A 24,656-nucleotide genomic window follows, 5' to 3' on the forward strand; every position below is an offset into this window, starting at 1 on the left:
GTAGCATCGGCTTCATGGAGTGCTACGCGGTCTGCAGCTTGCGCACCTTCAGGGCCGCCAGCGCCCAATAGGCGATGCCGGCGACGACCATCGCGGAGATCGCGGTCGACAGGCCCGGCATCACCTCCTCGACGATGAAGGCGACGACCGAACCAACCGCCCAGGCAATGAAGGCAGGCGCCCGCCAGTCCGCGGTCGCAGTATTGACCTCGGGCCTGGTGATGTACTTGTCGACGATGATGATCGCCCCGATCGGAGGCGCCACGATCCCCAGCAGCGACAACCACTGGATGAAGAACGCCCAGACGTTGCCGGCGGCGATCGCGATTCCGATGACGCCGAGAACGACGGCCATCAACCGCATGTGGGTTCCGGTGATGCGCGACCAACCGGTGGATGCGTTATACAGGCAGTGCGAGCAGACCGATCCGAGATTGATGTAGAGGAACAGAAAGGCCAGCACGCTGAGCCAGCCGAGCTGCATCTTGTTCATGTAGCCGAACATGTTGTCGGCTCCGAACGGATTGGCGTTCGGCGTCGCCAGCGCCGCCGTCATCACGCCGCCGACCATCATGGCGACGATGTTGGCGAAGGGAAACGCGCTGAACGTCGCGCCGAACGACGCCGCCGGCGTCTTGGCCCAGCGGTTGAAGTCAGCCGTCACCGTGCCGGCATCGATGAAAAGCGCGATGACCACCGTCAGCCCGACGCCCATCGACATCGTGGCGACGCCGTTGTTGCCCGCGTAGTTGTAGATCGCCGACCAGGTCGTCGTCGACGCCGCATGCCCGGCCACCCAGACGCCGAGGATCACGAACAGCGGGGCCGAGATCATGCCGATGTAATGCAGCCCCCGGACGCCCACGAAGGTGATGCCGATGTAGAGCAATCCGGCGATCACCGTCATCGCCACATAATTGAGATTGTAGGTCGAGCTGATCAGCGCCCCGGTGATGCCGGTTTGCACGGCGTACCAGCCGAGCAGCAGCGACGACAGCAGGCCCGACGCGAGAACGTAGCCCTTCCTGCCGAACACCTGGCTGGCGATCAGGCCGAAATTCATGCCGCTCTTGACGCCGAGATGCCCGAGCAGCCCCACATAGGCGAGCATGATGAGATTGCCGATGATCATCGCGATCAGGGCCCGGCTGAAGCCCATGCCGAGCACCAGGATGGATCCGGTCATCGCCCCGGTGATGATCATCGGAAACCCGACCCACACCATGGTCACGGAGAACGCGCTTCGCCGCGCCGCCATCGGCACGGGCGCGTGTTCGTATTCCTCGCCGAGGAGATGATCGACCTTGTCTTCAGCAACTTTCAGTTCATCGACAGTGGAGTTCATATCGCGGTCCTCGTTTTTGACGCTTCTGGCGGTCCCAGTGCGTTTCTAAAGATCGGAACAGACTCCGATGCGATCCCGGCCATCGCGAACGGTCTCAGGTGCTTCCTCCAATGAGCGGGAGGCGGGAGGCCGGACCGCGATGACGGTCCGGCCTCGGCATCGTCAGCGATGCACGACCTTCTTGTTCGGGATGCCGTCGATCGGGCATTCCTCGACGCCGATGGTGTCGCGCGTGAACGACTCCACCATCTCGCGGGTGCCTTCCGGATCGGAGATCCATTTGGCGTAGAAATCGTAGGGGCAAGCCGCCACGCCCTTGTCGCCGTCGCCGGAATTAATGACGCCGGTGTAGCCACGGTGCAGCAGCTTGAAGAGGTGGTTGTTGGACTGGCCAGTCTTGCGCGCGTCGCGGATCAGCGACTTCGAAAGCTGGGCGTACTGGATGCCGTATTCCTCCTCGCCGCATTCGCCGAGCGTGCGGCCGTCGAAGCCGACGATCGCCGAATGGCCGAAGTACGAGTACACGCCGTCGAAGCCGGCGGCGTTCGCCACCGCCACATAGACGTTGTTGGCCCAGGCCATCGCCTTGGCCATGATCACCTGCTGGTCCTTGGCCGGATACATGTAACCCTGGCAGCGGACGATCAGCTCGGCGCCCTTCATGGCGCAGTCGCGCCAGATCTCGGGATAGTTGCCGTCGTCGCAGATGATCAGCGAGACCTTGAGGCCCTTCGGCCCTTCCGAGACATAGGTGCAATTGCCGGGGTACCAGCCTTCGATCGGCACCCAGGGCATGATCTTGCGATACTTCTGAACGATCTCGCCCTTGTCGTTCATCAGGATCAGCGTATTGTACGGCGCCTTGTTGGGATGTTCCTCGTGACGCTCGCCGGTGAGCGAGAATACGCCCCACACCTTCGCCTTGCGGCAGGCTTCGGCAAAGATCTCGGTCTCGTCGCCCGGCACGGTCGACGCGGTTTCGTACATCTCCTTGGAGTCGTACATGATGCCGTGGGTCGAATATTCCGGGAAGATCACCAGATCCATACCCGGAAGACCGACTTTCATGCCGACGATCATGTCGGCGATCTTCTTCGCGTTGGCGAGCACCTCGGCCTTCGTGTGCAGCCGGGGCATCTTGTAGTTTACGACGGCGACGCCGACCGTGTCGTTGCTGGACGAGATATCACCATGATGCATGTCGCACTCCCTTGATGAGCGATGTTGTCGGGCAGATGCCGGCGCACCGTTGGGCCGGGTGACTTCGTGGCGATCACACCGCCATATGGCGGTGGACCATGTCGTCGGAGAGTCGTTCGATGCCGCCGAATTCAACCACGCGTCCCTTCTCCATCATGGCGAAGCGTTGGGCGGCACGGCGGACGAACGGGATATTCTGTTCGACCAGCAGCACCGTGAGGCCGAGCTCACGGTTCAGCTTGACGATGATCGATTCGATCTCCTGCACGATCGAGGGCTGGATGCCTTCGTTGGGTTCGTCGAGCAGGATGATCTTCGGATCGGCCGCGAGCGCGCGGGCGATCGCGAGCTGCTGCTGCTGACCGCCCGACAGCACGCCGCCATTGCGATCGAGGTTCTGCATCAGATACGGAAACAGCTCCGCGACGAGCGGCGGGATCTCGCGCTTGCCGTCGGTCCGCGCGAATGCGCCCATCAGGATGTTGTTGCGGATGGTGAAATCCGGAATGATCTCGCGGCCCTGCGGCACATAGGCGATGCCGGCGCGCGCCCGACGAAACGTCGGCAGCACGGCGAGATCGTCACTCTCGAGCCGGATCTGGCCTTCGCTGCGGTCGGTCAGCCCCATCAGCGTCTTGAGCAGCGTCGTCTTGCCTGTGCCGTTTCGCCCGAGGATCGCGGTGATCTGGCCGGTGGGGATCTCGAGGCTCACATTGTGCAGAATGTGGCTGCGATCGTAGAAGCTGTTGACGTTGGCGAAGGTCAGCATCAGGTGATCCCCTGCGCGCCGAGATAGGCTTCCTTGACCCGCGGGTCGTTCTCGATTTCGCTGACGCTGCCCTCGGCCAGCACCTGCCCGAGGTGCAGCACGGTGATGCGCTCGGCGATCTCGCGGACGAACGCCATGTCGTGCTCGACCACAATGATGGTGTGGCGGCCCTTAAGGTTGTTGACGATCTGCGAGGTCTTGTGGGTCTCGGCCTGCGTCATGCCGGCGGTCGGCTCGTCGAGCAGAATGACCTTGGGGTTCTGAATGATCAGCAGCCCGAGTTCGAGCCATTGCGTTTGGCCGTGGCTGAGATAAGCCGCAGTCCGATCGGCTTCCTCGGTCAGGCCGATCAGATCCAACACTTCGGCGACCCGCCGCTTGGTATCCGCGCCGAAGCCGAAGCGGAGATTGGCGAGCACGCCAGGATTCTTGCAGCTCGCGACCTCGAGATTGCGGCGAACGCTGAGCTCCTTGAACACGCTCGGGATCTGAAATTTCCGCCCGATGCCAGCGCGCGCGATCTTGTGCTCGGGCCAGTTGGTGATCTCGGTGTCGTCGATGAATACGCGTCCGCTGGTGCTCTGCGTCTTGCCGGAGATCAGATCCATCAGGGTGGTCTTGCCGGCGCCGTTCGCGCCGAGCACGACGCGGAGCTCGCCCTCGCCGATCGTCAGCGAGACGTTGTTGACCGCCTTGAAGCCTTCGAAGTCGACCCCGAGACCGTCGATGGTGAGTGCGACACGGTCCATCGGATTACTCCGCGAGCTGGGAGACGCCGGTGGCGTCGATCTGCCGGGATGGTGACTTCGGCTTGCGGCGCATCACCCGATCGATCAGATCGTGGGCCAGGCCGGCGAGGCCGTGCGGCAGATACAGAACGACGAGCACAAAAATCAGTCCGATGATCGCCTTCCAGGCTTCGGCGAAGCCCTCGGTTTCGCTGACGGTCGCCGAGATCGTGTTGATCAGGATCGCGCCGATGCAGGCGCCCAGGATGGATTTGCGGCCGCCGACCGCCGCCCACACCACCATGGTGATCGAGAACGCCAGATCCATGAAGGTCGGCGAGGCGAACTCGGAGATGACGACGTACAGCATCCCGGCAAATCCCGCGATCGCCGCCGAAACCGCGTAGAAGAAGATCTGATAGGTCGGGACGTCGAAGCCGAGATAACGCGCCCGGTTCTCGTCGTCGCGGATCGCCTGCAGGATCAGGCCGGCGCGCGTTTCGACCAGCAGACGCGTGGCCACCAGCACGACAGAGAGCGACACCGCGATCAGATAATAGGTCGGGACCACATAGGGATCGAATTCGAAGCCGCCGATCTTGAGCCAGCCGAGATCGGTGAGACCGTTGAAGCCGTTGGTGATCGGCTGCGCGTCGATCACCACCAGGCGCACCAGCAACACCAGCGCCAGCGTGATGATCGACACGAACACGCCGGAGATGCGCTTGCGGAACACGATGGTGCCGATCAGGCCGGCGATCAGCACCGGCAGCACGATGCCCATCGCCATGCCGAACCATTCGCTCTTGAACGGGATCCAGAGAAAGGACGCCTTGTTGATGCAGCACAGATCCGTCTGGGCGCCGGGCTCGGCGTTCCACAGCATGAAGTCCGGCACGGGCTTGTCCGAGCCCTGCTGCAGGCTGGTCGGGCTAGCCAGCTTCAGCGACATCGCCAGCATGTACGCGCCGGCGCCGAAGAACAGCCCCTGGCCGAGATTGAGAATGCCCGCATAGCCCCAGGACAGCGCAATCGCGATGCCGAGCATGCCGAACACCAGATATTTGGCGACGCGATTGAGCCAGAACGGATCCATGAACAGCGGCGCCGCCATGATCAGCACGATGAACGTCGCGTAGGCCGCCCAGGTGATGCTGCGCTTCGAGGTCATCGTCAGCGTCCCTTGAGGGCGAACAGGCCCTTCGGCTTGAGGATGATGATCGCGATCACGATGCCGAACACAACGGCGCGCGCGAGGATGTCGTTGGTCGCGGCCGCCACGAGACCGTTGATCTCGCCGAGAATGCCGGCGGACAGAACCGATCCGAGCAGGCTGCCGACGCCGCCCATCACGACGACGAGGAAGCCGTCGACCACCATCGACGTCCCCATGTCGGGGAACACCGTCTTGAAACCCGACATCATCACGCCCGCGATACCCGCAAGGCCGGAGCCGAACGCGAAGGTCAGCGCGTTGACACGCTGGACATTGATGCCGCAGGCGGCGGCCATCTTGGGATTGCGGATGATCGCGCGAACCTGGGTGCCGATTGCGGTGCGATACATGATCAGCCAGGTCAGAAGCGCCAGGATCGTGGTGACGACGATGATGAAGGCGCGGTAGCGATTGATCTCGGCGCCGCCGATCATGAACGTGCCCTGCAGGAAGGCCGGCACGGCGACGTTCTGCAGGCCGGGGCCGAGCCCCTGGATGTGAATACCTAAGAACGACAGGCCGAACTCGAGGCGCACCGCCTGCTGGATCAGGATGGCGATGCCCCAGGTGGCGAGCAGCGTATCGAGCAGGCGGCCATAGAGTTTGCGGACCACCACCCGCTCGATCAGCAGCCCCAGCAGCGCGGTGACGATGAACGCCAGCGGGATCGCAACGAAGATATTCGCACCGAGCCAGATGCCGGACAGCACCGTCACATAGGCGCCGATCATCACCATCTCGCCATGGGCCATATTGATGACCCCCATGGCGCCGTAGGTGATCGCCAACCCCAATGCCACCAGCAGCAGCACCGAGCCGAGACTCAAACCGATGAACAGGACGTCGAGCATCGCAACTCCCCGAGGAGAAGGGCCGCCGCACATTGCGTGCGGCGGCGCTGGAGCGAGGTGTCAGATCTTGAGCTTGGCGGTGTCGAGACCCTTGGCGGTGCAGAACAGGTTCGACTCGGTCTCGCCGTAGGCGACGTAAGGCAGCGGCATCACCGGCTCCTTGTAGGCGTCGATGATCTTGCCCTGGCCGTCCGCCTGCCACTGCGCGATGCGCGGCGTGAGGTAGCAGTGCAGATTCTGCGGATCGATCTTGACGTGACCGTTCGGCGCGTCGAACTCCTGCCCCTTCACCGCCTCGCGGATCGCGGTCGGCGTGATCTCGGTCGCCTTCTCCACCGCCTGCTTCCACAGGAACACCTGGAAGTAGGACGATTCCAGCGCGTGATGCGTCACCGCCTTGGGATCCTTCACGAACGCGCGGTAGCGCTCGATGAAGGCCTTGTTGCGGTCGGTGTCGATCGCCTGGAAGTACGGGAACGAGGTGTAGCTGCCCACCGCGTATTCCGGTCCCATCGCGGCGATCTCGATCTCGGACGTCACGGTCGCGCAGATAGGCAGCTTGTCGTGGGTGAGACCCTGATTCTTGTATTCGCGATAGAACGCGATCACCGAGTCACCGACGACGTTCGACAGCACGACGTCGCAGCCGGAGCTCTTGATCTTGTTGACCATCGAGCCCCACTCGGAATGACCGAGTTCGAGATATTCGTCGGCGATCCACTCGCCGCCGTTCTTTTCGATCAGGATCTTGGAGACCTTGGCCATTTCGCGCGGATAGATGTAGTTCGATCCGACGATGAAGAACTTCTTCTTGCCGAGCGTCTTGATGATCCAGGGGATGAAGTTCGAGAGCTGCTGGTTCGGCACGGCGCCCGTGTAGACCACGTTCTTCGAGCACTCGAAGCCTTCGTAATAGGTCGGGTAGAAGTAGAGATTGTTGCGCTTCTCGAACACCGGCAGCACGGCCTTGCGGCTGGCGGACGTGTAGGACCCGAAAACGGTCGGCACCCGGTCCTGAATGACGAGCTTCGAAGCCTTTTCGTTGTAGGTCTTCGGATCCGACGCGCCGTCCTCGGCAATCGGAACGATCTTCATGCCCTTGACGCCGCCGGCGGCGTTGATCTCGCTGATCGCCATCATGGTCGCGTCGTGCAGCGACTTCTCGACGATCGACAGACCACCGGTGAGGCTGAACAGCACGCCCACTTTGATCTCGCCCGCAGCCTGTGCGGCGCTCGAGAACACGGCAGGCGACGTCATCGCCGCGCCGGTGGCGAGCAAGCCGCCCTTGATGAATTTACGCCGATCGATTGCCATACTGCTCCCTTTCCTCAGGCATGACCCATCGTTCGCGCCCGAGCGCGTTGTTTCGACCCAAAGATGACCTAATCGTCTGCCGCGCGGCGGAGCGAACGACGCCCGCCGGCTCACGCCAGCCGCAAAACAAAAAAGCCCGACAGATCCTCGCGGATCCCTCGGGCTACACAGCCTAATGCCGAACCAGCTTCATCGATGGTGCGGCTGCGTCACTAACAGGCAGTGCCCGCGTGACGACTAAAGACTAATCATCTTTCGCGCGGTACTGCAAGAGCTCATTTGCATGAATGATAGCAGACGCCATGTCGTCCATCGATACACGCTTCGACATCGCCTGACGGCGAATACTTTCATAAGCTTGAGCCTCGTCGAGCCCCTGCCCTTCCATCAGAATGGTCTTCGCCTTCTGAATGCGCTGGATGCCGGAAAGCTTGCGCTCGAGCTTGCGGATGCGCTTGGTTGTCTCGCGCCGCTCCAACCACAGGCTGCGGGCGATCGTCAGATTCGTCAGCAAACCGAAAGGCCTGATCGGCCGCTCGATCACCGCGACGGCGCCAGCCTCAAGTACAAGTTGCAGCGTCGATGGATCTTCGTAGCTGACGACCGCGATCAGCGTCGGCCGCGCGGCGCCGTCCGATTTGAGCAGCTTGAGGATTTCCGCGCGAACGTCGTGCTCGATCGCCAGGATGACAACGTCGGTTCCATCGGGCCACGTGGTCGGCACCGGCCACTGCGCCTCCACCATGCAGCCGATCCGCCGCAGATGTTCGACGAGTTGTGCCCGCTCGAGATCGGCGGGATGAACCACATGAACGCGCAGGCCACGCAGATCGCGGAGAATTTGGATGGTCACCCGTCAGCTCCGTGTCTGAGGTTCATGTGACCGATGCGTGGAATTCGTCTGCGGACCAATCGTCCAGGCTTTGCACGACGCAATAGGGATCAGGCTTGATCCGAACGCCCGGATTCCACACGGTCCGGAACCGCCCCTGACCGTCGACGCGAGCGATACGCGGCCAGAGATAGGTGTGGTTGTTCTCGTGATCGATCCGGACCCGCCCCTGCGGTGCGTCGAATTCCGCATCTCGCAATTCGACCAGCACGCGCTCCGGATCGTCGGAGCCGCATTTCGCAACTGCGCGCATCGCCAGATGGACCTGGAAATACGCGGCTTCTGCGCTCGCGGTGACCGGCGCATCAGGCCCGAACCGCTGCTTGAAGTTGTTGACGAAGCGTCGTGCCGACGGCGTCGACAGCGTATCGAAGAACGGCGCCGCCGTGATGTGGCCTTCGGCCGCTTCAGCCGACATCTCGGCCAGTTCGGCCTCGCTGGTGGTCAGGCTGGCGATCGGCATCTTGGCGGGATCGAAACCAGCTTCGCGATAGGCCTGATAGAACATCGCCGTTCCGCTGCCGACCACCGTCGAGAAGATCACGTCGGGCGAAGCCTTCTTGATCTTGGCGATGACACGCTCGAAGTCCTTCGGCTGCACCTGCAGCGGCACGTACAGCTCGTCCAGCACCTTGCCGCGGTCCTGCGAGACGAAATCCGCCATCAGCCGGTTGGACTCGTAGGGATAGATGTAGTTCGAGCCGACAAAGACGAAGCGGTTGCCGTAAACGGACAGCAGATATTTCGCGAGCTGAATCGAATTCTGGTTCGGGGCCGCGCCGGTGTAGATGCAGTGGCGCGAGTATTCGAACCCTTCGTACAACGTCGGATAGAACAACAGGCCTCGATAAGCTTCGACGACCGGCAGGATCGCCTTGCGGGTGCTGGTCATGTAGCAGCCGAACAGCAACCGGACTCGGTCTGCCTGCAACAATCGCTCGGCCAGTCCGCGAATCTGCTTGGGGCTGGAGGCCGGATCGTAGATCACCGGCTCGATCGGCCGATCCAGCACGCCGCCGGCTGCGTTGATTTCCTCGATGGCCAGCAAGGTGGCGTTGAGCTGCGACCGCTCGACCGCGGCCGTCACGCCGGTTTGCGAAAACAAGACGCCGACGCGCCAGCTACCCGATTGGTCCTCATGCAAAGCCATGTTTTTCAGAACTATCCTCGACGATAAAATTGATCAATCGAGAAATGATCCAGCCGCGGGCGTCGCGCAAGGCCGTCCCGACAGCAAGACCGTCACCTCCGGGCAGTGGATGCACAATCCACGAGCATGAAGTGGACGTTCAACAAGCAAAGCGACGCGCCACCGGGCAACGGCGATCGCGTGTGCGTAATCAGCGCGACGCCGCTTACGTCTTCAACGCGCCGCGAGCGAGAAGCTCGTCAGACCTTGACGATGCTGGGAAACCGCTTCGCGGGCGGCGTGTTGCGCGAGCGCTCGGAACGGACGATGCCGTCGATGATGGTCATGCCGATGCCCGGCAAGTCACCGAGCCGTACGCTCTCGAGCAGCGTCGCTCCGCCGGAGTGCTGGGCGACGTCCATGATGACGAGGTCGGCGGCGCGGCCGACTTCGATCAGGCCGCAGTCGAGTTCGCGCATCCGCGCGGTGTTGCCCGTGGCGAGACAGAACGCCTGCTCGGCCGGCAGATCGCCGAGCGAGGACAACAGCGACACCATTCGGAGGATGCCGAGCGGCTGCACGCCGGAGCCGGCCGGCCCATCCGTGCCGAGGATGACGCGATGCAGATCGCCCATCTCGCGCGCGATCCGCAGCGTGTAGAGCGCCGAGCGTTCGTTGCCATTGTGCACGAGTTCGAGGCCGGCCTTGCAGCCCTCGCAAATGCAGCGGATCTGATCGTCCGGCAGCGCGGTGTGACCACCGTTGATGTGGCCGACGACGTCGGTGCCGGCTTCGAGCACGACGTCCTTGTCGATCAGTCCGGAGCCAGCGATCGACGGGCCGCCGGTGTGAATGGTCGACTGGATGCCGTATTTGCGCGCCCACGCCACCATCTTCTTGGCGGTCGGGCCGTCCTTGACGCCGCCGAGGCCGACTTCGCCGAGCAGCTTGACGCCGGCGGCGGCGAGCTCCTTGAAGTCGTTCTCTTCCATCTCGTGTTCGATCACCGGCGCGCCGGCATGGACCTTCACGCCGGTGGCGCGGAACGCCGAGAAGCTGCGCTGCGCGGTGATCGCCAGCGCCTTGATGCCGATCACGTCGCGCGGCCGGCCCGGATAGTGCACTTCACCCGCCGAGATCATCGTGGTGACGCCGCCGTGCAGCGAGGAGTCGATCCAGTTGAGCTGGCTCTGCCGCGGCGTCCAGTCGCCGGCGACTGGATGAACGTGGCTGTCGATCAGACCCGGGGTCACGGCAGCGCCGTGGGCATCGACGATGGTGGTCGCGCCTTCGGTGTCGACGTCCTTGAACCGGCCGATCGCGGTGATGCGGCCGTTCTCGGCCACGATGGTGTCTGCTTCGAGGATCGGTTGATCGAGATTGCCGCTCAGCATCAGACCGATGTTGCGGACCACCAGCTTGGTCGGCCCCTGCGGGGCGGGCGCGTCGTGAGCCATTTCGGCTATCTCCCTCAACGATCCGACCCGCCGGCTGTCAGCCTTGGGGCTGTTTGTTTGTCAGCATACGATCTCGGCAGCGCCGCGCAACGCTGATCGCTGCGCGGCGTGTATCGTTCAGCGCTCGGCGAATGCCTTCTCGAGGACGAAGTCGCCGGCTTCGCCGTGATTGCCTTCCTCGAAGCCGAGCGCGACCAGACGGCTCTTGAGGTCGACCATCATCTGGGTCGAGCCGCACAGCATCACGCGATCGCGCGCGGTGTCGAGCGACGGCAGACAGATGTCGGAATAGAGCTGACCGTTGTCCATCAGCTTGGAGATCCGACCTTCGTGGCGGAACGGCTCGCGGGTCACGGTCGGGTAGTAGATCAGCTTGGCCCGAACTTCGTCGGCGAGGAATTCATGGTCCTGCAGCGCCGTGACCATCGACTCGCCGTAGGCCAGCTCGGCGACCTGCCGGCAACCATGGACCAGCACGATCTTCTCGAACCGCTCGTAGGTCTCGGGATCGCGAATGATCGACAGGAACGGCGCGACGCCGGTGCCCGTCGCGAGCAGATACAGGTTCTTGCCCTCGCGCAGATTGTCGATCACCAGCGTGCCGGTCGCCTTGCGGCCGACGATGATGGTGTCGCCTTCCTTGAGGTGCTGCATCCGCGAGGTCAGCGGGCCGTTCGGCACCTTGATGGAATAGAACTCCAGCGTCTCTTCGTAGTTCGGGCTCGCAACGGAGTAAGCGCGGAGCAGCGGCTTGCCGTCCACCTTGATGCCCGTCATGGTGAATTCACCGTTGCGGAACCGGAAGCCGGAATCGCGGGTGGTGGTGAAGCTGAACAAACGATCGGTCCAATGACGAACGGAGAGAACGCGCTCTTCCATCAGATTGCTCACGGCAGAACTCCGGAGTTGGTGTTGATCGGCCGGGACGCGGCAAAGGCCCAACGCGTCGGCGCGGCTGATTGTTTGTACACGAATGAAAATAGGATCGCAGCCCGCCCCCTGTCAACGCGGCGAACGCCCGTACCGCGCGGACATTTCAGGCATATCGCGCCGATTTATCGGGCAACCTGAAGGGAAAGACGACAATCAGTGGGAGCCTTGGTGGGCGCGCAGGCGCGCCACCGCTTGTTCCACGCCGCCCCAGGCGGGCGCCTGCGGGGCGAAGGAGGCGCGGAGATAACTCACCAGCGCCGCGATCTGGTTATCGTCAAAACTGTGGCGGAACCCGGGCATATCGCCCAATTCGGCCGCGGCCGGACTAGGTATTCCGTCTAGAATGACCCTAATCAGATTGTCCGGCTCGGCGGCATGCACGTTGGTATTGAGCGCCAAAGCCGGGCGGACGCCGAACAGCGTCGGGCCGGCCTCGGAATGACATGAGGCGCAGGCGCCCTCGTACAACCGCCCTCCCAGCGTATCGAGCGGTCGCAGCGTCGCTGCGGCTTCGGCCTGCAGCGCAGCGGCGCGCTGCGCCGGATCCGGCTCGGCTGCCGGCGCGAACGAGGCCAGATAGGTCGCCATCGCGCGGATGTCGGCGTCGGGGAGCGGGCCGAGTTGTTCGACGACAGACGCCATCGGCCCCGCCGCTGTGCCGTGGAAGCGCGAGAAGCCATTGCGCAGGTAGGCGAACAGCTCGGCTTCGGTCCACGGGATCGGCGCGCGCGACAGCGCGGTCAGCGCCGGCGCGTGCCAGCCATCGACCTCGCCACCAGCCAGATAGGCCACCTTCGCCTTCTCGGCGCCGAGCGCGTTGCGCGGGGTGTGGCAGGCGCCGCAATGGCCGAGGCTTTCGACCAGATAGGCGCCGCGGTTCCATTGCGCGGCGCGCGTCGGATCGGCCTGCATCGGTCCCGGCCGCAGGAACAGCGTATTCCAGCCCGCCATCAGCGGTCGGATGTTGAACGGAAACGCCATCTTGGCCGCCGGCGTCGGCGCTTTCACCGGCTCTTGCGACATCAGATAGGCGTACAGCGCCTGCAGGTCGGTGTCGCTGGTCCGCGTGAACGACGCATAGGGAAACGCCGGATAGAGGTGGCTGCCGTCGCGCGCGATACCCTCGCGCATCGCGCGTTCGAACGCCGCGTAGGACCAATTGCCGATGCCGGTCTCGGGATCTGGCGTGAGATTCGTCGCATACACGGTGCCGAACGGCGTCTGCATCGCGCGGCCGCCGGCGTTGGGGATGCCGCCGGGCACGGTGTGACAGGTCGCGCAGCCGCCGAGCGCGGCGAGTTGGCGGCCGCGGGAGATCATATCGGCCGAGAAGGTCGACGGATCGGGCGGCGCGATCGGCGCAATGGCGCCGCGGATCGGCAGCGCGACCGCCGCCATACCGAGCGCACCGACCAGGGCGGCGCCCGCCATTGCGAACCATGAGCGCTTCCGCACCAACGGTGCGGCGGGCGTTTCAGGCTGTGGCAAACCCAAGGCAGCGCGGACGCGGTCCGGCGTGAACGGCGGCTCGCGCAGCCGCACCCCGGTAGCGTCAAAAATCGCGTTGGCGATCGCCGCCGCGGACGGGACCGAGGCGGACTCGCCGCTGCCGAGCGGCGGATCGTTCGGCCGCGGCATCAGCACGACGTCGATCACCGGCACCTCGGGGAAGGTGAGGATCGGATACGCGCCCCACTCCTTGTCGGCGACCGCGGTGTCGGTGAAGCTCACCTGTTCCTTGAGCGCGCGGCTGGTCGACTGGATGACGTTGCCATGGATCTGATGCTCGATCCCGGCCGGGTTGATCATCAGCCCGGAGTCCTGACCGACCACGACGCGCTTCACCGCGACGTCGCCGGTCCTGGTATTCACCTCGACATCGGCGACCCAGGCCGACCAGGCGGCGCCGTAGCCGGGAAACTTGGAGTGAACGTAGAGCGCGTAGGCGAGCCCCTGCCCGCGCACCACGTCGCCTTCGACGATCTCGCGGCGTGGTCCGGTGCGATGCACCCAGTTCGCTCGCGCGGCGACTTCCTTCACCAGATCGACGGCGCGCGGATCGTGCAGATAGCGCAGCCGATATTCCAGCGGATCGACACCGGCCGCGGCGGCGAGTTCATCGATGTAGCTTTCATGCGCGAACGAATTCGGCAGCGCCGAGACGCCGCGCAGCCACGCGGCGCGCACGATCGGCGCCATGTCGTGCACGCGCACGCGGATGTTGTCGTAGGCGTAAGGCGGGATCGCGGTGCGGTCGCCCATCTCGAACACCGGATTGTTCGCCGGCACACGCCCGGTCAGCAGCAGCGCCAGCGTGACGGCGGCATTCGACGGATAGCGCGTGGCGAAATCGTAGGCGGCCGGGCTGCCGTCGGCGGTGAGGCCGCCGGAGATTTCCATCAGTTGCGCGGCGCCCTTCGGCTCCCACGCATGCTCCTGCTCGCGCGTCAGTTGCACGCGGACCGGTCGACCGACTGCACGTGATAGCAGCGCCGCATCGGCGCAGACGTCGTCGGCGCAGTTGCGGCCGTAGCAGCCGGCGGCCTCGAAGCGCAGAATTTCAACGTCGGCCTCGGGGATGCCGAGCAGGATCGCAATATCCAGCCGCAGCGGATACGGATTCTGCGTACCGGACCAGATCCGCGCCATACCGCCCTGCACATCGGCGACGCCGCAGGATGGCCCGATCGAGCCGTGCATCTGATACGGCCACACATAGGTGCGATCCATCGGCACGGCGGCGCCGCTACGCGCGGACTCAACGTCGCCCTTGTCGAGCAGTGTGCGTGTCGTCGCCGGATTGGCGCGCAGCGCGGTCGCGAGATCGTCGAGCTTCGGCAGCGGCGGCGGCGGCTTCCATTTGACCTCGAGCACGCGCGCGGCCTCGGCAGCCTGCTCCTCGCGCTCGGCGACCACCCCGACGAAATCGCCCATCGTGACGACCGCGACCACACCGGGAATATGCGCGATCGAGCTCTCATCGACGCCGAGCAGGCTGTTGCCGATGAAGTCGCCGGCGTCGATGCCGGCATAAGGCGGCCGCACGACGCGGCCGTGCAGCATGCCGGGCACGCGGACGTCGTGCACATAGACGAAATCGCCAGTCGCCTTCGCCGGAATATCCGAGCGCGCGACGCGGTGGCCGACGATGCGATGCTCGCTCACCGGCTTGACCGCGACATCGTCTGCCAGCATCAGCCGCTCGCGGCGTCCTTGCAGCAGCGCCGCATAGGACACGCCACGATTGGAGGCATCGCGCGGATGCACGATGCCGTCGGTGACGGTGAGTTGCTCGGGCGCAAGCTCCAGTTGCTGAGCCGCAAGCTCCACCAGATGGTGCCGCGCCTGCGCCGCCGCCTTGCGCAGCGGCACGGCGCTGACCTGGATGCTGTCGCTGGCGATGGTGGCGCCCTGGTTGGGCGTGCCCGAGGTGTGGCCGAGCACCATGGTGACGGCCTCGAACGGCACGTCGAGTTCTTCGGCGACGATCTGCGCCAGCGCGGTGCGGATGCCAGTGCCGAGATCGACATGGCCGCTGAAGGCGAGCACCTGCCCGCTGTCGTCGACGAACAGGAACAGATCGAGCGCACCGTCCGGCGGCGGCGCGGTTTCAACTAATCCCTTCACATGCTGCGACGGCCGCAGCACCGCCAACGTTCCGCTGCGCGACAGCAACTCCGCGGTGTCGGGCGTCGGCTCGGTCATCGGGCGCTCGCTCATTGCGCAGACGCCTCCGCAGCCGCGGCCTCCGGACGGGCGCCAGCCGCGGTCATCACGGCGCGGATGATCTCGACATGGGTGCCGCAGCGGCACAGATTGTAGCGCAGAGCTTCGCGCACCTCGCTGACGCTCGGCGTCGGGTTGCGGACGAGCAGCGCCGTCGCCGTCATGATCATGCCGTTGAGGCAGTAGCCGCATTGCGCCGCCTGCGCGGCGATGAACGCGGCCTGCACCGGGTGCAGCATTTCGAGATTGCCGAGCCCTTCGAGCGTGGTGACGGAGCGGCCCTCCGCAGTCTTCAGCGTCACCACGCAGGAGCGTGCCGGCACACCGTCGATCAATACCGTGCAGGCGCCGCACTCGCCGAGACCGCAGCCGAACTTCGGGCCGTTGAGACCGAGATCGTTGCGCAGCACGTAGATCAGCTTGGTATCACCCGGCAGATCGAACGAATGCGCGGTTCCGTTGACGGTCAGATGAACCGGACCGATCGCGTTCATCGGAACCGCCCCACCGACGCAAAGACATCCTTACGCGTGCAGCAGCCATCGTGCACCGCAACAAACTGCGTAGCGCTCTGACTACTTTCGGGCATTCCGCGCTCCGGCCAGGTTGCGGGCTGATGACGTGATTGTTTCTACACCAATGAATTTCGTCAAGCGCAGTGTGCGCTGCGACAATGTTTGTGCAAGTGCTGCCCATTCCTTATGCTTGACTTCGCGGCAGGCGTCGCTTTTCATTAGTGTACATATGAAATGGCAGCGCCGGATCACCGGAGCCGACGGCCTGGAGCCAGCAGCCACATGAGCGACAGCATTCCCGCAACGGAGACGACGAGCGACGGCAAGATCCGCTGCGATGCATGTCCGGTGATGTGCTACATCAAGCCGGGCGCCAGCGGCGCCTGCGATCGCTACGCCAACGACAACGGCGAACTGATCCGCGTCGATCCGCACGTCGTGCTCGACCGCGCGCTGGCGCATGGCGCCGCCGTGGTGCCGTTTCATCGCGACGGCTCGTGGGACGGCAAGCTGATTGCATCGCCGGAGACGTTCGTCACCGCGATCGGCGCCGGCACCACCTATCCGGACTACAAGCCCGCGCCGTTCATCGTCTCGTCGGAAGTGAACGGCGTCGACATGGTGACGGTCGTCACCGAGGGCATTTTCAGCTACTGCGGCGTCAAGGTGAAGATCGACACCGACCGCTTTCTCGGCCCCGAGCAGGCGACGGTGCGCGCCGCGGGCGAAGCGGTCGGCCACGTCACGACCTCGGAATACGGCTCGCAAATGCTGTCGCTCGGCGGCGTGCATCACCTCACCGGCGGCAGCAAGAAGGAAGGCCGCATCACCTGCGAGGCTCTGCTCGACCTGTGCAACGGCAAGCCGGTCGAACTGACGATCGACGGCGGCTCGACCGTGGTGGTGCAGGCCGGTCAGGCGCCGATCGTCAACGGCGTCAAGGAAGAGCGCATGCGCGTCGGCTGCGGCTCGGCGACGATCGGCATGTTCGCCAAGCAGTGGCTTGGCCTCGTCGACGACGTCGTCGTGGTCGATGATCACATCACCGGCGTGCTGTCGGAACACCAGGCCGGCAAGGTCCTCGGCATTCCCGACACCGGCATCAAGATCAAGGGACGACGCTCGACCCCAGGCCGTTACTTCCAGGTCGCCGAGCCCGGCACCGGCTGGGGCGGCACCAACATTTCCGATCCGCTGTCGATCCTCGGCCCGTTTGACCGCAAGGTCGCCTGGCCCGGACTGCGGCTGTACTTCATCTCGACCACCGGCGAACACGCCGCGTATTTCGAACTCGACGATGAGCTCATTCCGCGCGAAAAGGACATGCCGGCAGACCTGGCGATGCTGTCGCAGCGGGTGAAGGACAATTGCGAGCCGGCACTCTCCACCGTGCTGTTCATGGCCGGCGCCGGCGGCTCGCTGCGCGCTGGCGTGACGGAAAATCCAGTGCGGCTCACCAACTCCGTGAAGGACGCGCTGACCTACGTCACCTGCGGCGGCGCGCCGGTCTATGTCTATCCGGGCGGCGGCATCACCATCATGGTGGACGTCACCAAGATGCCGGAGAATGCCTTCGGCTACGTGCCAACGCCGGCGCTGGTCGCGCCGATCGAATTCACGCTGCGGCTGTCGGACTATCAGGAACTCGGCGGCCACATGGCTGAGGTTCGGCCGGTGTCGTCGATCACGCTCGACGACGGCCGACGGCCGGTGGCACCGCATGCCGACAATCCGTGGCCGCTCGCGCCCAACTCCGTCAAACGTTACTTCGGCTGATCGCATGGCCGCCCCGCAACCCATCTCGCCGGTTCGAGGGCGGCCCATTCAGGCGGCGCTGTTGGCCGACGGCCGTCGCCTGCATCTGCAGGACGGCCCGATCGATCTGATCATCGAGGCGACCGGCGAACAGGAAGCGATCCGCTACGCCTACGACGCCGCGGTGCGCCGCTTCACCGGCCTGCTCGATGTGCTGTGCGTCGAACTGCCGGCGCTGCGGGCACCAGTTAGCCGCAAGGCGCCGGCGCTGGTTCATCCGGTCGCGCAGCGCATGGCCGAGGCGGTGACGCCGTTCGCCGATGCGATGTTCATCACGCCGATGGCGGCGGTGGCAGGCGCGGTCGCCGACGAGGTGCTGAAGGCGCTGGTCTGCCCCGGCATCACCCGCGCCTATGTCAACAATGGCGGCGACATCGCGCTACATCTGGCGGAGGGCGCGACCTACACGGTCGGACTGGTCGATCGTCCCGACCAGCCGTGCCTGATCGGCTCGGCGGAGATCACCTCAAGCGGTCCGGTGCGCGGCGTTGCCACCAGCGGCTGGCGCGGGCGCAGCTTCTCGCTCGGCATCGCCGACGCGGTGACGATCCTGGCGCCCACCGCCGCGATGGCCGATGCGGCCGCCACCGTCGTGGCCAATGCCGTCGACCTGCCGGATCATTCCGGCATCGTCCGCGTGCCTGCGCGAGACATCCAGCCCGACAACGATCTCGGCGATCGTCGAGTCACGCAGGATGTGCCCTTGCTCTCCGGTGCCGAGCGGGCGCAGGCACTGTCCGCCGGACTCGCCGTGGCGCGCGACCTGATGTCACGTGGATTGATCGTATCCGCGGCGCTGCATTTGCAGGGCGACACCGTCAGCGCCGGCGATGCCGCCTTCCTTTCCTCGCACCCCCACCAAGAGCGAACCAATGCCTGAGGTCAAAGTCCGGAAGAAGCTGCTGATCACCGAGGAGGTCTTCCACGAAGGCGGCCCGGTGGCGGCGACGCCGCGCAAGCGCGGCGCCATCATCGCGGTGATCGAGAACCCGTTCGCCGGCCGCTACGAGCCGGAAATCGCCGGCTTCATGGACGACCTCACGCCACTCGGCGTCGCATTGGCTGGCGAACTGCTCAAGGCGCTCGGCGGCGACGCCAAGGCGATCGACGGCTACGGCAAGGGCGCGATCGTCGGCGCCAACGGCGAACTCGAGCACGGCGCGCTGTGGCACGTGCCGGGCGGCTACGCGATGCGCGAGATCCTCGGCGACGCCAAGGCGATCGTGCCATCGACCAAGAAGGTGGGCGGCCCGGGCACCAAGCTCGACGTGCCGGTCACCCACGTCAACGCCTCCTACGTGCGCAGCCATTTCGACGCGATGGAAGTCGGCGTGCCCGACGGTCCCAAGGCCAACGAGATCGCGCTGGTGCTGGTGATGAGCTGCGGCCCGCGCATTCACGCCCGCGTCGGCGGCCTCGCGGCCAAGGACATCAAGGGCGAGGACGGGCTGCGATGAGCGCCAAGATCCGCAAGATCGTCCTCGTCGTCGAAGAAACGCTCAGCGAGATGGGCCGGCCAGTCGCGCCGCCGACCCGCCGCGCCGCCGCGATCGCGGTGATCGAAAATCCGTTCGCCGGCCGCTATGTCGAGGATCTGTCCGAGCTGATCGCGATCGGCGAAGAGCTCGGTGGCCTGCTGACCGAAAAGGCCGTAGCGGCGCTCGGCATCGAGGGCGCTAAGGCCGAGAGCTACGGCAAGGCCGCGCTGGTCGGCGAGAACGGCGAGCTCGAACACGCCGCCGCGCTGCTGCATCCGAAGATGGGCGCACCGGTGCGCAAGGTGCTGGGCAAGGGCGCGGCGCTGATCCCGTCGTCGAAACGTCGCGGCGGCCTCGGCGCCGAACTCGACATTCCGCTCGGCCACAAGGACGCCGCCTTCGTCCGCAGCCATTTCGACGGCATGCAGGTGAGCGTCGGCGATGCGCCGCGCGCCAATGAAATCGTCGTGGCGGTGGCAGTGACCGATTCGGGACGCCCGCTGCCGCGCGTCGGCGGTCTGACCACCGCCGAGATCAAGGGCGAAGACGGGTTGCGCTGAAACCAGGCTGAGTATCACCAGAAGAGGGCAAGAGCGTATGAAACACGTAGCACGACTAGCACTGACTGCATTGTTGTTGGCGTCCGGGGCGGCGCATGCCCAGCAGGGCGAAATCAAGGTGGGCGAGATCAACTCCTACTCCGCCCTGCCCGGTTTCACCGAGCCGTATCGCAAGGGCATGGAGCTGGCGCTCAAGCAGATCAACGATGCCGGCGGCATCAAGGGCAAGAAGCTGGTCGTCATCACCAAGGACGACGGCGGCAAGCCCGGCGACGCGCTGACCGCCGCCAACGAGCTGGTGTCGCGCGACGGCGTGGTGATGATCGCCGGCGGGTTCCTCTCCAATATCGGCCTGGCGTTGTCCGACTTCGCCAAGCAGAAGAAGGTGCTGTACATCGCCGCGGAGCCGCTGACCGACGCGATCGTCTGGTCGAAGGGCAACGACTACACCTATCGGCTGCGCACCTCGAACTACATGCAGGCCTCGATGCTGGCGGAGGAAGCCGCCAAGCTGCCGGCCAAGAAGTGGGCGACGATCGCGCCGAACTATGAATTCGGCCAGTCCTTCGTCGCCGCCTTCAAGGAAATCCTCAGCAAGAAGCGGCCGGACGTCGAATTCGTCGCCGAGCAGTGGCCGCCGCTGAACAAGATCGACGCCGGCCCGGTGCTGCAGGCGATCGACGCCGCCAAGCCCGACGCCATCCTCAACGCCACCTTCGCCGGCGACCTGGTGAAGCTGGTGCGTGAGGGCAATACCCGCGGCGTGTTCAAGGACCGCGTCGTGGTGTCGTATCTGACCGGCGAGCCCGAATATCTCGATCCGCTGAAGACCGAGACGCCGGAAGGCTGGATCGTCACCGGCTATCCCTGGTACGCGATCGACACGCCGGACCACAAAGCCTTCCTCGACGCCTATCAGGCGCTCAACAAGGACTATCCGCGGCTCGGCTCGGTGGTCGGCTATGCCACCGTCAAGAGCGTCGCCGCGGTGCTGAGCGCCACCGACGATCATTCGACCGAGGGCCTGATGAAGGCGATGAAGAACCTCAAGGTCGATACCCCGTTCGGTCCGGTGGTGTATCGCGCCGGCGACCATCAGTCGACCATGGGCGCCTTCGTCGGCAAGACCACCCAGAAGGACGGCAAGGGCATCATGACCGACATCAAGTTCAAGAAGGGCGAAGACTATCTGCCGCCCGAGGCCGAAGCCGCCAAGCTTCGTCCCGCGAACTGAGCCCGGCGACTTCTTGCAACAATCGCCGCCGCTGAAGTCAGCGGCGGCAACCTTCCCAAGCTCCGACGACCAGCAACCTGAACGAAAGGCGCCGCCGTGGAACTGATCTTGGTCCAGGCTCTCAGTGGTCTCGCCAGCGCGGCGTCGCTGTTCCTGGTGGCATCCGGACTGTCGATCATCTTCGGCGTCACCCGCATCGTGAACTTCGCGCACGGCGCGTTCTACATGCTCGGCGCCTATATGGCGTTCACGCTGACCGACCGCTTCAGCGGCGCGCTCGGCTTCTGGGGCGGTCTGCTCGTCGCCAGCCTGATCGTCGCGGCGCTCGGCGCGCTGATGGAGATGGTGCTGCTGCGCCGGATCTATCAGGCGCCGGAGCTGTTCCAGCTGCTCGCCACCTTCGGCGTGACGCTGATGGTGCAGGATCTCGTGGTGCTGATCTGGGGCGCCGACGATCTGATGGGCCCGCGCGCCCCCGGCTTCACCGGCGCCTTCAGCCTGTTCGGCCGGCTGGTGCCGACCTACGACCTGCTGCTGATCGTGCTCGGCCCGGCGGTGCTCGGCGGGTTGTGGCTGCTGTTCCACCGCACCCGCTGGGGCGTGCTGGTGCGCGCCGCGACGCAGGACCGCGACATGGTCGCCTGCCTCGGCGTCAATCAGAAATGGCTGTTCACCAGCGTGTTCGCGCTCGGCGTCTTCCTCGCCGCACTCGGTGGCGCGCTGCAGATCCCGCGCACCACGGTGACGCACTACATGGACCTCTCGATCATCGTCGAGGTGTTCGTCGTGGTGGTGATCGGCGGGCTCGGCTCGGTCACCGGCGCGTTCATCGCCGCGGTGCTGGTCTCCGAACTGAACGCGCTCGGCATTCTGGTGCTACCGAAGATCTCGCTGATCGCCGTATTCCTGGTGATGGCGGTGGTGCTGGTTGTGCGGCCCTACGGCCTGCTCGGCAAGGCGGAGCGCGGCGCACGCTCCAGCACGGGCATCTCGTTCCGGCCATGGAAGCCGATGTCGATGCTCGAGCGCGCCGGAGTCGCCGTGCTGATCGCGATCGCGGCGCTGCTGCCGCTGTTCGCCGGCAACTATCTGCTCAGCGTCGGCGCCGAAATCCTGGTGTTCGTGCTGTTCGCCGCCAGCCTGCACTTCATGATGACGGTCGGCGGCCTCGCCTCGTTCGGCCACGCCGCGTATTTCGGCCTCGGCGCCTATGGCGCAGCCTTCGCCGTGAAGTTCCTCGGCGCACCGATGGAGCTGGCGCTGCTGGTCGGGCCGGCCTTCGGCCTGATGGGCGCGCTGGTCGCGGGCTGGTTCTGCGTGCGGCTGTCGGGCGTGTACTTCGCGATGCTGACGCTGGCTTTCGCGCAGATCATCTGGTCGGTGGCGTTCCAGTGGGTCGAGGTCACCGGCGGTGACAATGGCATCCTGGGCATCTGGCCGTCGGCCTGGGCGTCCAGCCCGCGCGGCTTCTTCTGGCTGACGCTCGGCGTCGCGGTCGTCGGCGTCGCGCTGCTGCGCATGCTGGTGTTCTCACCCTACGGCTTCGGCCTGCGCGCCACGCGCGACAACACCCTGCGCGCCGACGCGATCGGCATCGATCGCAAATCGACACAGTGGGCGGCGCTGATCGTCGCCGGCACTTTCGCGGGCGTTGCGGGCGCGCTGTTCGCCTTCCTCAAGGGCTCGGTGTTTCCGGAATCTCTTGCCATCCCGATCTCGGTTGACGGCCTGGTGATGGTGCTGCTCGGCGGCATCGAGACGGTGTCGGGCGCGGTGATCGGCGCCATCGTCTACAAGGCGCTGGCGATCTGGCTGATGAGCCAGACCGATTGGTCCAAGCTGGTGCTCGGCGCGATCATCGTGCTGCTCGTCGTCGCGGCCCCGAAGGGCATCGTCGGCTTCATCGACGATTGGCGACACCGCGGGCCGCGGCCAAAGAACGGCAAGCCCGATGCGCTCGCCGTCGCCAAGATGGAGGCCGCCGAATGACCACGCTGCTCGACGTCAAGGGGCTGGTGAAGTCCTATGCGGGTGTCCATGCGGTGCGCGACGTCAGCTTTGCGCTGAACGCCGGCGAGATCCTGGCGCTGATCGGCCCCAACGGCGCCGGCAAGAGCACCTGCTTCAACATGCTCAACGGCCAGATCAAGCCCGATGCCGGCTCGATCCGGCTCGCCGGCGAGGAAATCGTCGGGCAGCCGCCGCGCACGGTGTGGCGCCGCGGCGTCGGTCGCACCTTTCAGATCACCGCGACCTTCGCGTCGATGACCGTGCGCGAGAACGTGCAGGTGGCGCTGCTGTCGTTTCATCACCGGCTGTGGTCGATGATCGGCTACGCCGGCGCGCGGCATCGCGCCGAGGCCGACGAACTACTCGCATTGGTCGGCATGAGCGAACAGGCCGAGCGGCCGTGCGGCGAACTCGCTTATGGCGACCTCAAGCGGCTCGAACTGGCGATCGCGCTCGCCAATCAGCCGCGGCTGCTGCTGATGGACGAGCCGACCGCCGGCATGGCGCCGAAGGAGCGCGTCGAGCTGATGCGGCTGACCGCCGGCATCGCCCGCGCCAAGAACATCGGCGTGCTGTTCACCGAGCACGACATGGACGTGGTGTTCGAACATGCCGACGAGGTGATGGTGCTGAACCGCGGCCAGCTGATCGCGCGCGGCACGCCGCAGCAGGTCCGCCAGGACCGCCAGGTGCAGGCGATCTATCTCGGCGAAGGCCTGCTCTACGATGCCAAGCACCGCGCGGAGGCGCTGTCATGAAGCTCGAAGTCTCCGATCTCAACAGCCATTACGGCCCGGCGCACATCCTGTTCGATGTCGGCTTCGCGGTCGGCGAAGGCGAGGTCGTCGCCATGCTGGGCCGCAATGGCGCCGGCAAGAGCACCAGCTTCCGCTCGGTGGTCGGTCTGGTGCAGCGGCGCAGCGGCAAGGTGACGTTCGAGGGCGAGGACATCTCGCGGCTGCCGTCCTACGAGATCGTGCGCCGCGGCCTCGGCTACGTGCCGGAGGATCGGCGCATCTTCACCGAGCTGACGGTCGAGGAGAATTTCGAGGTCGGAAAGCAGAAGCCGCGCCCCGGCGTCGCCGAATGGACGCCGGACCGCATCTACAAGCTGTTTCCCAATCTCGGCGAGATGCGCAAGCGGCTCGGCGGCGACATGAGCGGCGGCGAGCAGCAGATGCTGAGCATCGGCCGCACGCTGATGGGCAACCCGTCGCTGGTGCTGCTCGACGAACCTTCCGAAGGCTTGGCACCAAAGATTGTGGAGCAGATGGCCGACGCCATCCTGGCGATGAAGCGCGAAGGGTTGAGTATCATCATTTCGGAGCAGAATTTGCATTTCGCCAAGCTGATCTGCGATCGCGCCTATATCATCGAGAAGGGCCGCATTCGCTTCTCCGGCACGATCGACGAACTGGAGGCGCATCCCGAAATCCGGGACGCTTACCTCGCGGTGTGACGCAACGTGGCTTCAAGTTTGG

At 65.1% G+C, this 24,656-nt stretch carries 21 protein-coding genes; 8 read left to right on the forward strand and 13 right to left on the reverse strand.

The genetic code is table 11. The annotated features are described in order from the left end of the window. Positions 1-22 precede the first annotated feature (22 nt). The 13 genes from ACFFJ6_RS15020 to ACFFJ6_RS15080 all read right to left on the reverse strand — a co-directional run bounded on the left by ACFFJ6_RS15020 (position 23) and on the right by ACFFJ6_RS15080 (position 16,057). Positions 23-1,345 carry a purine-cytosine permease family protein gene (locus ACFFJ6_RS15020; protein WP_378389058.1) on the reverse strand — a complete coding sequence of 441 codons (1,323 nt, stop codon included), beginning with the start codon at positions 1,343-1,345 and terminating at the stop codon, positions 23-25. A gap of 162 nt (positions 1,346-1,507) precedes the next feature. Beyond that, the gene (locus ACFFJ6_RS15025; RefSeq protein ID WP_054160790.1) at positions 1,508-2,545 is read right to left on the reverse strand and encodes an aliphatic amidase; all 1,038 of its coding nucleotides are present in this window, start codon (positions 2,543-2,545) and stop codon (positions 1,508-1,510) included. A gap of 73 nt (positions 2,546-2,618) precedes the next feature. After that, positions 2,619-3,314 carry an urea ABC transporter ATP-binding subunit UrtE gene (gene urtE / locus ACFFJ6_RS15030; protein ID WP_378389060.1) on the reverse strand — a complete coding sequence of 232 codons (696 nt, stop codon included), beginning with the start codon at positions 3,312-3,314 and terminating at the stop codon, positions 2,619-2,621. Beyond that, on the reverse strand, positions 3,314-4,063 hold the full coding sequence (gene urtD / locus ACFFJ6_RS15035; RefSeq protein ID WP_378389062.1) for an urea ABC transporter ATP-binding protein UrtD: 750 nt from the start codon (positions 4,061-4,063) through the stop codon (positions 3,314-3,316). Before urtD ends, urtE begins: the two co-directional genes overlap by 1 nt. A 4-nt stretch (positions 4,064-4,067) precedes the next feature. Next, positions 4,068-5,213 (reverse strand): urea ABC transporter permease subunit UrtC, encoded by a 1,146-nt coding sequence (urtC, locus tag ACFFJ6_RS15040; RefSeq protein WP_378389064.1) that lies wholly within the window; start codon positions 5,211-5,213, stop codon positions 4,068-4,070. Positions 5,214-5,215: 2 nt separating this feature from the next. Next, a complete protein-coding gene (urtB, locus tag ACFFJ6_RS15045; protein ID WP_378389066.1) occupies positions 5,216-6,109 on the reverse strand; it encodes an urea ABC transporter permease subunit UrtB in 894 nt (297 codons plus the stop codon). A gap of 60 nt (positions 6,110-6,169) precedes the next feature. Then, positions 6,170-7,426 carry an ABC transporter substrate-binding protein gene (locus ACFFJ6_RS15050; protein WP_378389068.1) on the reverse strand — a complete coding sequence of 419 codons (1,257 nt, stop codon included), beginning with the start codon at positions 7,424-7,426 and terminating at the stop codon, positions 6,170-6,172. Positions 7,427-7,670: 244 nt separating this feature from the next. Beyond that, positions 7,671-8,279, reverse strand: coding sequence for an ANTAR domain-containing response regulator (locus ACFFJ6_RS15055; protein WP_378389070.1), 609 nt, complete (start codon positions 8,277-8,279; stop codon positions 7,671-7,673). Between the two features lie 22 nt (positions 8,280-8,301). Continuing rightward, positions 8,302-9,468 (reverse strand): transporter substrate-binding domain-containing protein, encoded by a 1,167-nt coding sequence (locus tag ACFFJ6_RS15060; protein ID WP_378389072.1) that lies wholly within the window; start codon positions 9,466-9,468, stop codon positions 8,302-8,304. Positions 9,469-9,707: 239 nt separating this feature from the next. Further along, positions 9,708-10,904 (reverse strand): amidohydrolase family protein, encoded by a 1,197-nt coding sequence (locus ACFFJ6_RS15065; protein ID WP_378389074.1) that lies wholly within the window; start codon positions 10,902-10,904, stop codon positions 9,708-9,710. A 117-nt stretch (positions 10,905-11,021) separates the two neighbouring features. Beyond that, a complete protein-coding gene (locus ACFFJ6_RS15070; RefSeq protein ID WP_378389076.1) occupies positions 11,022-11,795 on the reverse strand; it encodes a ferredoxin--NADP reductase in 774 nt (257 codons plus the stop codon). A 195-nt stretch (positions 11,796-11,990) separates the two neighbouring features. Further along, positions 11,991-15,542, reverse strand: coding sequence for a molybdopterin cofactor-binding domain-containing protein (locus ACFFJ6_RS15075; RefSeq protein WP_378389708.1), 3,552 nt, complete (start codon positions 15,540-15,542; stop codon positions 11,991-11,993). 11 nt (positions 15,543-15,553) lie between these two features. After that, positions 15,554-16,057 carry a (2Fe-2S)-binding protein gene (locus ACFFJ6_RS15080; protein ID WP_378389078.1) on the reverse strand — a complete coding sequence of 168 codons (504 nt, stop codon included), beginning with the start codon at positions 16,055-16,057 and terminating at the stop codon, positions 15,554-15,556. Positions 16,058-16,360: 303 nt separating this feature from the next. Between ACFFJ6_RS15080 and ACFFJ6_RS15085 the strand changes: the two genes are divergently transcribed. From ACFFJ6_RS15085 to ACFFJ6_RS15120, 8 genes are all read left to right on the forward strand, one after another. After that, positions 16,361-17,854, forward strand: coding sequence for a 6-hydroxynicotinate reductase (locus ACFFJ6_RS15085; protein WP_378389080.1), 1,494 nt, complete (start codon positions 16,361-16,363; stop codon positions 17,852-17,854). A 4-nt stretch (positions 17,855-17,858) separates the two neighbouring features. Continuing rightward, positions 17,859-18,773 (forward strand): UPF0280 family protein, encoded by a 915-nt coding sequence (locus ACFFJ6_RS15090; RefSeq protein WP_378389082.1) that lies wholly within the window; start codon positions 17,859-17,861, stop codon positions 18,771-18,773. Further along, on the forward strand, positions 18,766-19,350 hold the full coding sequence (locus ACFFJ6_RS15095) for an amino acid synthesis family protein (protein WP_378389084.1): 585 nt from the start codon (positions 18,766-18,768) through the stop codon (positions 19,348-19,350). Before ACFFJ6_RS15090 ends, ACFFJ6_RS15095 begins: the two co-directional genes overlap by 8 nt. After that, the gene (locus ACFFJ6_RS15100; protein WP_378389086.1) at positions 19,347-19,931 is read left to right on the forward strand and encodes an amino acid synthesis family protein; all 585 of its coding nucleotides are present in this window, start codon (positions 19,347-19,349) and stop codon (positions 19,929-19,931) included. Before ACFFJ6_RS15095 ends, ACFFJ6_RS15100 begins: the two co-directional genes overlap by 4 nt. A gap of 37 nt (positions 19,932-19,968) precedes the next feature. Beyond that, positions 19,969-21,165: an ABC transporter substrate-binding protein gene (locus ACFFJ6_RS15105; RefSeq protein ID WP_378389088.1), complete on the forward strand. Its 1,197-nt coding sequence runs from the start codon at positions 19,969-19,971 to the stop codon at positions 21,163-21,165. A gap of 96 nt (positions 21,166-21,261) precedes the next feature. Further along, positions 21,262-23,154, forward strand: coding sequence for an ABC transporter permease (locus ACFFJ6_RS15110; RefSeq protein ID WP_378389090.1), 1,893 nt, complete (start codon positions 21,262-21,264; stop codon positions 23,152-23,154). Beyond that, entirely contained in the window at positions 23,151-23,933 is a 783-nt protein-coding gene (locus tag ACFFJ6_RS15115; protein WP_378389092.1) for an ABC transporter ATP-binding protein, read from the forward strand. The genes ACFFJ6_RS15110 and ACFFJ6_RS15115 overlap by 4 nt, the downstream gene beginning before the upstream one ends. After that, a complete protein-coding gene (locus tag ACFFJ6_RS15120) occupies positions 23,930-24,634 on the forward strand; it encodes an ABC transporter ATP-binding protein (protein WP_378389094.1) in 705 nt (234 codons plus the stop codon). Before ACFFJ6_RS15115 ends, ACFFJ6_RS15120 begins: the two co-directional genes overlap by 4 nt. Positions 24,635-24,656 lie beyond the last annotated feature (22 nt).

This window comes from Rhodopseudomonas telluris (assembly GCF_042432815.1).
GTDB lineage: Bacteria > Pseudomonadota > Alphaproteobacteria > Rhizobiales > Xanthobacteraceae > Rhodopseudomonas > Rhodopseudomonas telluris.